Below are 12,490 nucleotides of genomic sequence, written 5' to 3'. Positions count from 1 at the left end.
GGAGGGCATTTCCGGGCATCACCGGGGAAGAGGGCGGACTTGGACGGACTCGCGCGGGCTCGCACGCCCAGCTGGGTCGTCGGCGTCATTGCCCTCGTCCTGGCGATGCTGTTCGGCGCGACCATCGGCGCGCCGACGTCGCATGCCGGCGTCGCCCACCAGCTGCTCGCGCCCGACCATCACGCGTGGTCCGGCGGTGACGGTGGCGAGCGGGCTCCCCTCATGCTGCACGCCGAAGGCGAGCAGGTGGAAACCCCGGATGCCGCGGGCCACGCGCTCGCGCAGCTCCCCGCCGGCGCCGTCGTCCAGCTGATGCCGGCGGCTTCGGCCGAACCGCCCGCGGGTGCCCCCGTGGACCATGCACCCGACCGTTGCGTGCTGCAGGTCTGGCGCACGTAGTTCGATCGCTCACCCCCGTCGTTGTTGTCGGTCAGCTCGACACGGTTGGAGTGATGTCATGTCCGCGATCGCGGACGGTTCCCCCATGCGCTCGGTCTTCGTCACCGGCGCCTCCCGTGGGCTCGGCGCGGCCCTGTTCCACGCGCTGCAATCCGACGGTGCCAGGGTCTTCGGCCTGGCCCGCACCTTCCCCTCCGCCCAGCAGGCGCTCGCCGCGCGGTATCCGGCGTCGGTGCGGCTGCGCTCCACCGACCTCGCCGAACCCGTCAGCCTCCCCACGGAGGCCGAGCTGGCCGCGTTCGTCGGGGACGCCCACCCCGGCGACGAGGTGGTGCTGCTGCACAACGCCGCGACCATCGAGCCGATCGGGCTCGTCGGCGAGCTGGCACCCGAGGAGGTGTTCGGCGCGGTCCAGGTCAACCTGGTCGCACCGATCCTGCTGACGAACGTCTTCCTGGCCGCCTTCGCCAGCGACCCCGCCCCGCGGCTGCGGATCATCTACGTCGCCTCCGCGGCGGCGCACCGCAGCTACCCGGGCTGGGCCACGTACTGCGCGACGAAGGCGGGCGCGGAGGCGTTCATGCGTTGCGTCAGCGAGGCGTCCAGCCGCGCCTGCACGGTGGAGATCGTCGACCCCGGCGCCATCGAGACCTCGATGCAGCGGACCCTCCGCGAGCGAGGCACCGGCCTGCCCGGGCACGCCCGGCTGGTCGAGCGGCACCGTTCCGGCGACATCGGCGACCCCGATACGGTCGCGAAGCAGCTCGTCGCCCGGCACTTCCCGCCGCTGGTGGCCATGGCGGCGTCCTGAGCGGTGGCACCCGTGTGGGTCGGCCGGTGATCGCGGCGGCCGGCCCACCGTGCGTGGTGAACCGGGCGGATGGGTACGGTGTCGCCATGCCGGAGACACCACCAGTGATCGTCGTGATGGGCGTTGCCGGCACCGGCAAGACCACGGTCGGGGAGTTGCTCGCCGGCCGGCTCGGCTGGCACTACGCGGAGGCCGACACCTTTCACTCCGCCGAGAACGTGGCGAAGATGGCGGCCGGTGAGCCGCTCACCGACGAGGACCGCGGCCCCTGGCTCGCCGCCATCGGCCGGTGGATCGACGAGCGCGCCGCCGACGGCACTCCAGGCGTCGTGTCGTGCTCGGGGCTGCGCCGGGTGTACCGCGACCGGCTGCGCGACGGCCGCCCGCAGGTGCGCGTGGTGTTCCTCGAGGGCTCCCGCGACCTGATCATGCGCCGGCTCGCGGCCCGGCACGGTCACTTCATGCGCGCGGAGATGCTCGACAGCCAGTTCGCCGCCCTGGAGCCGCCCCAGCCCGACGAGGACGTCACGGAGGTGTCGATCGACGCCACCCCCGAGCAGATCGTCGAGGAGATCGTGCAGAGGTCGCACCTACCCGCCCGCTGAGCGGGCCCCGGCTCAGGCCCGGATGACCTTGACGCCGGCGTCGGTGAAGACGGCCATCTGCTCGTCCGTCGCCGTGCTGTCGGTGACCAGCGTGTCGACGGCTGAGATCGTGCAGATGCGGGCGAACGCGCGCTGGCCGAGCTTCGAGCTGTCGGCCACGATGATGACGCGGTTGGCCCGGTCGGCCATGATCTGGTTGATCGCCGCCTCGCCGTCGTTGTGCGCGCTGGCACCGTGCTGGTGGTCGATCGCGTCGACGCCGAGCACGGCCACGTCGACCGCGACGGTCTGCAGCATGGCGGCGGCGATCGGGCCGATCAGCTCATACGACTGCGGGCGCGCGGCACCACCGGTCGCGACGACCCGCACGTGCGGGCGCACGACGAGCTCGTTGGCGATGTTGAGGGCGTTGGTCACCACCGTGACGGCCGGGCCGCGCTGGTCGTTGTTGAGGTCGGCGCGCATGGCCAGCGCGCGGGCGACCTCCGTGGTGGTGGTGCCGCCGTTGAGGCAGACGGTCGAGCCGGCCGAGATCATGCCGGCCGCCGCGGTCGCGATGCGCTGCTTCTCCGGTGCGTGGCGGGCCACCTTGAACCGCAACGGCAGGTCGTAGGAGACGCTGTGCGCGGCGGCGCCGCCGCGGGTCCGTTGCACCAGTTGCTGCGCGGCCAGCTCGTCGAAGTCGCGGCGGACGGTGGCGGGGGAGACGCCGAGCTCGGCCGCGGTCTCCTCGATGGTGAGCTGACCGGAGCCGGCCACCATCTCCAGCAGCCGGGTCCACCGCTCGTACCGGTTCAACGGGCGCTCCTGAGTTGCTCAATCCTGTCGTTTTACCCGCCCATCATTGCATCCTGGTGCGAAGTTGAGCGCGGGGTGGGCCGCCGGCCCACCCCGCGCGTGCCGTGCCTTCGGGTCAGGAAAGGGTCAGGACAGCGTGACGTTGTCGACCCACACCGGGGCCGTCTGCTGCCGCCACGCGTGGGTGTAGACGGTGATCGCGCCGCTGGCGGGAGCGACGAACGACGGGACCGTCACCGTCGTGTACGTGCTCGACGTCGTGCCGCGCTCGGTCGCCACGCCGGACACGACGGTGCCCAGGTAGCCGTACGAACCGTCGCTGCGCAGCTGGGCGCTGAGCGTGTACGTCGCGCCGGGGGTCAGGCCGCTGATCGCCTGCTCGCACCGGGCGGTGGTGCTGCCGGTCGGGGTGAGCTTGACGGCCCTGCTGCCGCCGACCCCGGCCCCGGCGGCCGCCGCGGCCGTGCCGGTGCAGCTCCACGGGCTGAGCGAGGCGCCCTCGAAGTCGCCGTTGACGACCTTGTTCGGCCCGCCGCCGGCACCCGGGTCGGTGGTGACGGTGATCTGGTTGCTCGCCGCGGACAGGTTCCCGGCGGCGTCGCGGGCCTTGACCGTCAGCGCGTAGGCGGTCGCGGGGGTGAGACCCGTGAGCTGGGTGCTCGTGCCCGTCCCGGTGGTCGAGGCGAGCAGCGTGGCGCCGTTGCGATAGACGTTGTAGCCGGCGACGCCCACGTTGTCGGTCGAGGCGCCCCACGACAGGTTGACGGTCGTCGCGGTCTTACCGGTCGTGGCGAGGCCGGCCGGCGTGGTCGGCGGCTGGGTGTCCGGACCGCCTCCGCCGCCGAGCGTCGAGATCCGCACCCAGTCGATGTACTGGTACTGCGTCGCGTAGTTGAACGAGCCGGACCAGGCGGCCGGCCAGTTGCCGACCCACAGCTGGGCGGGCGAGACCGGGACCGTGCCGGTGTGGGTGGCCCGCAGGACGTTGTCGACGTAGAACTCGATGCGCTTGGCGCCGTTGGTCCCGTCGTACCAGTCCCACCGGTACACGTGGAAGTTGCCGTCGTTGTTGTTGAGGCCGAGATCCACGTTCTGGTAGGTGGCACCGGCGTCGTTCGGCGCGATGTAGCTGTTGAGGCCGGCCCAGCGCGACCAGTCGGCCCGGTTCGCGGTGCCGTTGGCCGGCATCTCGATGTCGATCTCGGTGTAGTCGCTGGTGCCCGGCTCGTAGTAGTTCCAGATGCAGGAGCAACCGCCGGGCATCGGCAGGTTCTTCATCCGGACCTCGTAGCGTCCCGCGCCGAAGCGCTGCTGGGTCCAGACCAGGCCGCCGGTGAGCTGGCCGGTGCTCTGCCGCGTGTACCGCTGCGGATCACCGATCGGCAGCGCGCCGTTGGTGCTCTTCACGCCCCGGACCGGGCCGGTGTACTGGGTGCCGTTGGCCTGCGCCACGAGCACACCGATGCTCTGGCCGTTGTCGCTGACCGTCTGCACCGAGAGGTTCTCCGGGACGACGCCGTTGTTGGCCCCGCCCCACTGGTGCAGGCCGGGCACCCACTTGGCGGTGTCGATGGTCGTGCCGTTGAAGTCGTCGAAGAGCAGGACCTGGTCGGCCGCCGCGGCCGGCTGGGCGGTGCCGGTGACGAGAGCGGCGACGGTCGTGACCAGGGCGAGCGAGAGGCCGCCGGCCAGCCGTCGGCTGAGCGAGGGGGATCGCACTTGCTGTACCTCCTGTACGGGGTGGGAACGCGCCTGACAGGGGATTGCATGAGCGTGGCCAGTCTGCGCAAAACTGCACTGTTTGGCAAGAGATGTTGCAGAAGATGGCACCGCTCTGCACGCCGAGCTGCTCTGCCCCGAGCTTCGTCGATGCCGAAGTCCGCGATCATGCGTTGGACCACGGTCGGCGATCAATGTTGCAACTTTTGCAAGATGGTGTTGACAGCTGCATTGTGTGGGTCAACTATGAGCGCCATGACGCAGATGGGAATCTCTCGCCGGGGCGTGCTCTCGGCGGCCCTGGCCGTAGCCGTTGCCGGACCGCTCGCCGCTTGCGGCGGTGGCGGGGACGGCGGTGGCGGTGGCGGCACGGCCAGCACGCAACTCGTCTACTGGTCGATGTGGAAGCAGGGCGAGGACCAGCAGAAGGTCCTGCAGGCCGCACTGGACGAGTTCCAGGCCAAGACCGGCATCAAGGTCGAGGTCCAGTGGTCCGGACGCGACGTGATCAAACAGGTCGCGGCCCGGCTCAACGCCGGCAACCCGCCCGACCTGACCGATCAGGACGCCGGCACCATCAAGGGCATCCTCGGCAAGGTCGACGGCGTCAAGAACCTCGACGCGCTGTATGCCACCACCGTCGACGGCGAGACGAAGAAGGTCTCCGAGGTGATCCCGGCCGGCCTCGTCAAGCCCTACCGATCGTCATCCGGCGCGCCGATCGTCGTGCCCTACGAGATCATCGGCTCGACCATGTGGTTCGACGGCGCCGCGCATCCCGACTGGGTCTCCGCGCCGCCCAAGACGTGGTCCGACTTCATGACGCTGCTCGACGCGCGCAAGGCGGCCGGGCGCACGCCGATCGCCCTCGACGGCGACATCAAGTTCTACGACGCGTACTTCACCACCTGGTCGATCGTGCGCCACGGCGGCGTGGGCCTGCTGTCGCGGGCGGCGACCGACAAGACCGGCGCCACGTTCGACGATCCGGCGTTCCTGGCCGCAGCCCGTGACGTCGAGAAGCTCGTCAAGGGCGGCTACGTCGTGAAGGACTTCAACGCCACGAAGTTCCCGGCCCAGCAGAACGCGTGGGCCGCCGGCAAGAGCCCGACCGACCTGCTCCTGATGGGCACCTGGGCGCCGAGCGAGACCGGCCCCCAGGCCGCGTCCGGCTTCACGCACCGCTCGTTCGCGTATCCGACCGTCCCCGGCGGCAAGGGCAACGCCGCGGCGGAGGCGGGCGTGATCGGGTTCGCGATCCCGGCGAAGGCGCGGCACGCCGACGCGGCCGAGAAGTTCATCGCCTTCTTCCTCAACAAGGACCGGCTGGCGAAGATCAGCACCGAGACCAAGAACCTCACCCCGCGCAGCGACATCCCGGCACCGGCCGTGCTCGCCGACTACCAGCAGGAGCTGATCGCGGCCGGGGACAACCTGTTCCTGCCCTACGACGACGCCGGTGCGGTCGCGCCCGAGTGGGTGTCCAACGTGTGGGAGCCGATCAACGGCGACTTCTTCAACGGCAAGCTCGACGCCGCCGGGTTCGTCGCCAAGCTCAAGTCCGAGACCGTCAAGCTGCACAAGAACGCATGACCGCGACAATGACGGCCGCGACGGTGGCGCCGGCGCCGGCGGAGGCCCGGAGCCGGCGGCGCCCCCGGGCCTCCGACGGACCGCTCGGCCGGGGGCGCCGCCGGTGGTACTGGCTGTTCGTCGGGCCGGCGCTCACGGTGTACCTCGCCTTCGTGGCCGGCCCGGCGATCGCCGGGATCTGGATCAGCCTGCACTCGTGGCGGGGCGCCGGGGACCCGATGCGCTGGGTCGGCCTCGCCAACTACCGGCGGCTGTGGGCCGACGACATCTTCCGGACGGCGTTTCTCAACTCGCTGACGATCCTGGCCGTGTGCGGGGTTGCCGTCTTCGCCCTCGCCTTCGTGCTCACGATGGCGCTGCGGGAGATGCGTGCCCGCAGCCTGCTGCGGTCGCTGCTGTTCTTCCCCTACATCGTGTCGCCCATCGCGATCGGCGTCGCGCTCGGCCTGCTGCTCGACCCGCGTGGCCTGGCCAACGCCACCCTGCGCAGCGTCGGGCTGGACAGCCTGGCACAGCCGTGGCTGGCCCCCGACCGGCTGTTCTCCACCATCCTCGTCGGCATCGTCTGGGTGTCCAGCGGCTTCTACGTCGTCATCCTCATGGCCGGCATGGACCGGATCCCGGCCTACTTCTACGAGGACGCCGACCTGGCCGGCGCGACGCCGCTGCAGAAGTTCCGCCACGTCACCCTCCCGCTGTCGTGGGACGTCGTGTCGGTCGCCGCGGTCCTGTGGGTCATCAACTCGCTCAAGATCTTCGAGTTCATCTACGCGTTCACCGGCACCGGCGACTCGCCCGCGCCGGACACGCGCACGGTGCCGATCCATCAGTTCGTCATCACGACGGGTGGGCGGTCCCCGGCCTATCTGCTGGGCTACGGCGCGGCGATGGGCGTGGTCCTGGTCGCGGCGATCGCGATCCTGGTGGTGCTCCTGCGGAGGGTGATGCGTCGTGACGCGGTCCAGTTCTAGGCCGTTGCGGCGCCGGCGCCAGCCGCTGTTCATCCACGCCGCGCGCACGCTGGTGATCGGCTGGGTCGGGTTCAACCTCTTCCTGCTGGTGTGGATCGTCACGACGTCGCTCAAGCGCAGCAAGGACGTGTTCGACGACCCGCTCGCGGTCCCGGCCGATCCACAGTGGACCAACTACGCGCAGGCGTGGAGCGTCTCGGGCTTCTCGGTGGCGTTCCTCAACTCGCTGCTGATCGTCGCGACCGCTTCGCTGCTCACGGTCGCGTTGGCGGCGCCGGCCGCCTACATGCTCGCCCGGGCGAGCACCCGGACCGCCGGCCCGCTGACGACGTTCTTCGCCGTCGGCACGGGTATCCCGCTGCAGGCCATCGTCATCCCGATCTTCGTGCTGATGCAGTCCATCTCCAGCTTCGGCTACGAGAACCTGGGTTGGTGGGACGACCGCATCAGCCTCACCATCATCTACGTGGCCACCTCCCTGCCGTTCGCGATCTTCCTGCTCACCGGCTTCTTCCGGTCGCTGCCACACGAGCTGGAGGAGGCGGCCGCGCTGGACGGCGCGGGCTGGGGGAGACTGTTCGTGCAGGTCATGCTCCCGCTCGCCCAGCCGGGCCTGATCACCGCGCTGGTGCTGACCGTGGTGTCGCTGTGGAACGAGACCCTGCTGGCGCTGGTCCTCGTCGTCGACACCGACCAGCAGACGCTGCCGCAGGCGCTGCTCGGCCTGTACGGCACGATGCAGTACACGTCGAACTGGGGCGGGCTGTTCGCCGGCCTGGCGATCGTGGTCATCCCGATCGTGCTGGTCTACTGGTGGCTGGGCCGGCGCATCATCGAAGGTCTCACCGTGGGGGCGGGCAAGTGAGCACCCTCGAGCTGTCCACGGTCACGGTCCCGGCCGCCTCGATGGGGCCGGCCAACCCGCTGCCGCCGTTGCGCCGGCTGCGCGACTTCCACGCCGGTCTGGAGGCGGGCGTCGCCGACGCGGAGATGGCCGCCAACCTCGAGTACGGGCACGTCACCTCGCTCCTGCCGTACACGCTGCAGGACGGCTACGACCGCGAACGCCTCGACACGCCGTTGCGGGTCGCGGTGCTCGACAACGGGATCCTGCGCGCCGAGGTGCTGCTGGACCTCGGTGGCCGGCTGTACTCCCTGCGTCACCTCCCCAGCGGCCGTGAGCTGCTGCACCGCAACCCGATCCTGCAGCCGGCGAACCTCGGCCTGCGCAACGCCTGGTTCGCCGGTGGCATCGAGTGGAACATCGGCACGATCGGGCACACCCCGCTGGGCTGCACGCCGGTGCACGCCGCCCGGATCGACCGTCCCGACGGCACACCGGTGCTGCGGATGTGGGAGTTCGAGCGGCTGCGCGAGCTGGTGTACAGCGTCGAGCTCTGGCTGCCCGACGGCTCGCCGGTCCTCTACGCCCACGTCCGCGTGGTCAACCCCAACCAGGAGGACGCCCCGCTGTACTGGTGGACCAACATCGCCGTCCCCGAGACCGCGAACACGCGCATCGTCACGCCGGCCGACAGCGCGTATCACTTCACCTACGACAACGTCCTGCACCGCATCCGGGTGCCGGTCGCCGGCGGGATCGACGAGACCTACCCGGGTCGCCGCGGACCGGCCGCCGACTTCTTCTACGACCTCGGCGACCACGGCCGCCCGTACATCGCCGCACTGGACGCGGACGGCGCCGGCTTCGTGCAGACCTCGACGGCCGGGCTGCGCGGGCGCAAGCTGTTCCGCTGGGGCACCTCGATCGGCGGGCGGAACTGGCAGGAGTGGCTGTCCGGGCCGGGCGCCGGCTACCTGGAGGTCCAGGCCAGTCCGGCCCGGACCCAGCTGGAGCACCTGCGCATGCCGGCCGGCGCGACGTGGTCCTGGGTCGAGGCGTTCGGCCTGCTCGCCTGCGATCCGGCGGACGTGCACGGGCGGTGGGCCGGGACCCGCGCCGCCGTCGGCGAAGCGCTCGACGCGCTGGCCCCGGCGGAGGCGCTCGACGCCGCCCTGGCACTGGCCACCGCACAGGCCGACGAGGCACCCGGCCGGCTCCTGCACCGCGGCACCGGCTGGGGCGCGCTCCAGCGGCGCCTGCGCGAGCACCACGGCGATCGCTCGTTGCGGTTCACCGGCACGCCGTTCGGCGACGACACCATCGGCCGCGACCAGCAGTCGTGGGTGCGGCTCATCGACAGCGGGTACCTGCCGACCCCGGCGCCCGAGCTCCCGCCGGCCTCGTACACCGTCGGACCGGCCTGGCGGGAGCTGCTGGAGAAGGCGGCCGCGGGAGCGTCGGGCAACTGGTTCAGCTGGCTGCACGTCGGCGTCAGCCGCTATCACGCGGGCGACACACCGGCGGCCCGCGCGGCCTGGACCCGGTCGCTCGGCGCGCAGGTCAACGCCTGGGCGCTGCGGAACCTCGCGGTCCTGGACCTGCTCGGCGGCGACCTGATGGCCGCCGCCGAGCGGCTGCTGTCCGCCCACCGGATGGCGCCCCGGCTGCGGGCGCTCACGGTGGAGACCCTGGAGGTGCTCATCATCGCCGGCCGGCCCGGCGACGCGTTGTCCACGGTGGACCGGCTCGACCAGGAGCAGCGGTGGCACGGCCGGATCCGGCTGCTGGAGTGCCACGCCGCGCTGGACTTCGGCGACCTGGCCCGGGCCAAGCGCCTGCTCGACGACGGGATCGTCGTCGACGACCTGCGCGAGGGCGAGGACGCGCTGGACACGCTCTGGTGGACCTACCACGAGAAGCGCGCGGCCGCCGGGATCGGCCCGCTCGACCCGGCCGCGCGCGTGCGGATCCGCCGGGAGCATCCGCTGCCCTGCCTCTACGACTACCGGATGCACGAGACCGGCTGACGTTTCTTTCGCTTTTCTGGAGGGATCGATGACCCGGACGGACCGCACGCTCATCCACGACGTGCGCGCCGGCGCACTCGCCGAGCGGCTGACCGTGCACCGGCCCCCACCGCTGCGCCGGGCCGTGCTCGGCGACCTGGCCGGCTGCCACGGCGCGGGGCTGGCAGCCCGGCGAACCCTGCGCCGTCAATGACGGCGGAGGGGTCAGGACAGGACCCCGGCCGCCGTGGCCGCCGCGACCCAGGTGTCCCACTCGTCGGCCATGGCCTCGGCGAACTGCAGGTCCGTGCAGGTCAGCAGGTCGAGTTCCGGGGTTGAGGACTTGGTGTCGACGTTGTCGAGCAGGCGCTTGGTGCCGTCGAGGTCGTCAAGCGTCTGGAAGTAGTCGACCGGCCTGATCGCGAGCAGCTTCAGGAACACCGGGAACCGGGACAGCTCGCACACGACCTTGGTGGTGGCGCGCTTGCTGTCGGGGCCGCCGTCGGCGACGACGATGCAGAAGATCGGCGCGGTGGTCTTCTCCGCCTCGGCGAGGACGAGGGAGAGCGCGTCGGCGAGGTTGGTCGTGCCCATCCAGCCACGGTGGATCTCGCGGTCCACGACGCCGCTGTAGTTGTCGACGGTCACGTCGACGGTCGGCAGAATGGACGTGTCGAACGGGATGACCGGGACGGTGCCGTCGATGTCGATCTGCAGCGCGAAGCCGAGGGCGCGTTCGACGAGGGTCTGCACCGCGCCGGACTTGTAGTCGGCACGCATCGAGCCGGAGTGGTCCAGCACGAGCATCGCCTGGGCCCGGATGCCGCCGAGGCCGCGCCTGCTGAGCGCCAGGCCCGCCTTGTCGGCCCGCTTGGCGAGGTCGACGTGCCCGGACTCGCGGACCTTGGCGAGGTCGACGGCGGGCGCGCCGGAGGGGTCCTTGACGAGGGTCACGGCCCGCGCCGCGGTCAGCTGTGTCCTGCCTGCCATGATGCTGCCTTCCTGGAGACCCGTCGTCCATGACCGTAACCCAGCCGGGCGCCGTCGGATCTGCGGGCTTTCGCCATGGGTACCGCGCTGAACTGCTCAAATGGTAAATATGAGAACCTGGCTCGCGAACCGCTCGGTCCGCACCAAGGTGCTCCTGGTCGTCGCGGTGCTCGGCGCGGTGGCGCTGGGCACGGGCGTGCAGTCGACGGCGCGCATGTCGCAGATGAACCATGAGGCCGAGCTGCTGTACAACGACGGCCTGGTGCCGATCCAGGAGATCAACGACGTGCTGTCGGCGCTGACCGACGTGCGTGTCAACGTGCTCAACCACGGGATCTCCTCGGGCGGCCCCGGCACTGCCCGCTACGAGGAGCTGCTCGACCAGGGCTACGACACGTTCGACCGGCGGCTCGCCGTCTACGAGGAAACCTCGTCGATGCCGCAGCTCGTCGAGCAGCTGCGGAGCCTGTTCGCGCAGTTCCGGACCGTGATAGACGATCAGTTCCTGCCGGCCAGCCGGGCCGGCGACGACGCGGAGGTGACCCGGATCCGCGACGAGGTCGCCGGGCCGCTGGCGACGCGGGCGATCGACGTGGTGACCGAGATCGGCGCCGCCGAGCGGGAGGTGTCCCTCGCCCGGCTGCAGGCCACCCGGCACGAGTACCGCCAGGCGCAGATCTGGACCTGGAGCCTGCTCGCCGTGGGGCTGGTCCTGGCCGTCGCGGTGGCCCAGGCCGTCGCGGGCCAGCTGGTCCGCGCCGTCCGCGCGGTGTCCCACGTCGTCGCGGGCCTCGCCGACGGCGACCTGACCAGGGTCGCGGAGGTGCGGGGCGGCGACGAGCTGGGCACGATGGCGGCCGGGCTCAACACCGCGACCGGGAAGCTGCGCGCCGGAGTGTCCGCCGTCGAGGAGAACAGCGGCGCCCTCGCCAGCGCCGCGCAGGAGCTGTCCGCGGTCAGCAATCAGATCGCCGAGTCGGCCGAGCGCAGCAGTACCCAGGCGGGCACCGTGTCCTCCACCGCCGAGGAGGTCTCGCAAAACGTGCAGACCGTCTCCGCGGGCACGGTGCAGATGGGCGCCGCCATCGCCGAGATCGCCCGCAGTGCCGCCGAGGCCGCCAGGGTCGCCGGGCAGGGCGTGCTCAGCGCGGAGTCGGCGAGCGGCACCATCACGCAGCTCGGGGTGTCCAGCGCGCAGATCGGCACCGTCCTCAAGTCCATCACCGCGATCGCGGAGCAGACGAACCTGCTCGCGCTCAACGCCACCATCGAGGCCGCCCGGGCCGGCGACGCCGGCAAGGGGTTCGCGGTCGTCGCCGGCGAGGTGAAGGACCTGGCGCAGGAGACGGCGAAGGCGACCGAGGACATCTCCCGGCGGGTGGAGGCGATCCAGCGGGACGCCTCGGCCGCGGCGTCCGCGGTCGCCGAGATCGCCGACGTGATCAGCGAGACCAACCAGTACGCGACGACGATCGCCGCCGCGGTCGAACAGCAGAGCGCGACGACGGCCGAGATGAGCCGCAACGTCAGCGAGGCCAGCGGCGGGGCGGAGCGCATCGCCGGCACCGTCGGCGGGCTCGCCGAGGCGGCGGAGATGACCGCGTCCGGCGTCGCCGAGGCCCGCGCCGCCGCGGAGGATCTGGCGCGCATGTCCAGCGAACTGCGCACGGTCGTGGCCCAATTCCAACTGGTGTAAACATTCATACAGCCTCGTCCACCCGTCCGGTGGACTGAATTGAATGTGAGCCCAATTC

General features: G+C 71.3%; 12 protein-coding genes. 9 read left to right on the top strand and 3 right to left on the bottom strand.

From position 1 onward, the window contains the following. The first annotated feature begins 39 nt into the window (after window positions 1-39). The 3 genes from Dsi01nite_RS38420 to Dsi01nite_RS38410 all read left to right on the top strand — a co-directional run bounded on the left by Dsi01nite_RS38420 (window position 40) and on the right by Dsi01nite_RS38410 (window position 1,815). The gene (locus Dsi01nite_RS38420; protein ID WP_203851300.1) at window positions 40-399 is read left to right on the top strand and encodes a hypothetical protein; all 360 of its coding nucleotides are present in this window, start codon (window positions 40-42) and stop codon (window positions 397-399) included. A 58-nt stretch (window positions 400-457) separates the two neighbouring features. Beyond that, a complete protein-coding gene (locus Dsi01nite_RS38415) occupies window positions 458-1,210 on the top strand; it encodes an SDR family NAD(P)-dependent oxidoreductase (RefSeq protein WP_203851299.1) in 753 nt (250 codons plus the stop codon). 86 nt (window positions 1,211-1,296) lie between these two features. Next, the gene (locus Dsi01nite_RS38410) at window positions 1,297-1,815 is read left to right on the top strand and encodes a gluconokinase (RefSeq protein WP_203851298.1); all 519 of its coding nucleotides are present in this window, start codon (window positions 1,297-1,299) and stop codon (window positions 1,813-1,815) included. Window positions 1,816-1,827: 12 nt separating this feature from the next. Here the strand turns inward: Dsi01nite_RS38410 and Dsi01nite_RS38405 are convergent, their stop codons facing one another. Further along, window positions 1,828-2,613, bottom strand: coding sequence for a DeoR/GlpR family DNA-binding transcription regulator (locus Dsi01nite_RS38405; protein WP_203851297.1), 786 nt, complete (start codon window positions 2,611-2,613; stop codon window positions 1,828-1,830). Window positions 2,614-2,739: 126 nt separating this feature from the next. Then, entirely contained in the window at window positions 2,740-4,332 is a 1,593-nt protein-coding gene (locus Dsi01nite_RS38400) for a fibronectin type III domain-containing protein (RefSeq protein WP_203851296.1), read from the bottom strand. A 255-nt stretch (window positions 4,333-4,587) separates the two neighbouring features. Here Dsi01nite_RS38400 and Dsi01nite_RS38395 point away from each other — a divergent pair, with 255 nt between their 5' ends. From Dsi01nite_RS38395 to Dsi01nite_RS38375, 5 genes are read left to right on the top strand one after another with little or no spacing between them, the layout of a single operon-like run. Next, window positions 4,588-5,925, top strand: a complete 1,338-nt coding sequence (locus Dsi01nite_RS38395) for an ABC transporter substrate-binding protein (protein ID WP_203851295.1) — start codon at window positions 4,588-4,590, stop codon at window positions 5,923-5,925. Further along, complete coding sequence (locus tag Dsi01nite_RS38390; protein WP_203851294.1) at window positions 5,922-6,896, top strand: carbohydrate ABC transporter permease; 975 nt, start codon at window positions 5,922-5,924, stop codon at window positions 6,894-6,896. Before Dsi01nite_RS38395 ends, Dsi01nite_RS38390 begins: the two co-directional genes overlap by 4 nt. Window positions 6,897-6,900: 4 nt before the next feature. After that, window positions 6,901-7,761 carry a carbohydrate ABC transporter permease gene (locus Dsi01nite_RS38385; RefSeq protein WP_239136476.1) on the top strand — a complete coding sequence of 287 codons (861 nt, stop codon included), beginning with the start codon at window positions 6,901-6,903 and terminating at the stop codon, window positions 7,759-7,761. Beyond that, window positions 7,758-9,767 (top strand): DUF5107 domain-containing protein, encoded by a 2,010-nt coding sequence (locus Dsi01nite_RS38380; protein ID WP_239136475.1) that lies wholly within the window; start codon window positions 7,758-7,760, stop codon window positions 9,765-9,767. Before Dsi01nite_RS38385 ends, Dsi01nite_RS38380 begins: the two co-directional genes overlap by 4 nt. A 28-nt stretch (window positions 9,768-9,795) precedes the next feature. Continuing rightward, a complete protein-coding gene (locus tag Dsi01nite_RS38375; RefSeq protein WP_203851293.1) occupies window positions 9,796-9,960 on the top strand; it encodes a hypothetical protein in 165 nt (54 codons plus the stop codon). A gap of 11 nt (window positions 9,961-9,971) precedes the next feature. Here Dsi01nite_RS38375 and Dsi01nite_RS38370 read toward each other — a convergent pair whose 3' ends face one another. Continuing rightward, on the bottom strand, window positions 9,972-10,736 hold the full coding sequence (locus Dsi01nite_RS38370) for a VWA domain-containing protein (RefSeq protein ID WP_203851292.1): 765 nt from the start codon (window positions 10,734-10,736) through the stop codon (window positions 9,972-9,974). A gap of 109 nt (window positions 10,737-10,845) precedes the next feature. Between Dsi01nite_RS38370 and Dsi01nite_RS38365 the strand changes: the two genes are divergently transcribed. After that, window positions 10,846-12,432: a methyl-accepting chemotaxis protein gene (locus Dsi01nite_RS38365; RefSeq protein ID WP_203851291.1), complete on the top strand. Its 1,587-nt coding sequence runs from the start codon at window positions 10,846-10,848 to the stop codon at window positions 12,430-12,432. Window positions 12,433-12,490 lie beyond the last annotated feature (58 nt).

This window comes from Dactylosporangium siamense (assembly GCF_016862795.1).
GTDB lineage: Bacteria > Actinomycetota > Actinomycetes > Mycobacteriales > Micromonosporaceae > Dactylosporangium > Dactylosporangium siamense.
This window is presented reverse-complemented; position numbering and strand designations above follow the sequence as displayed.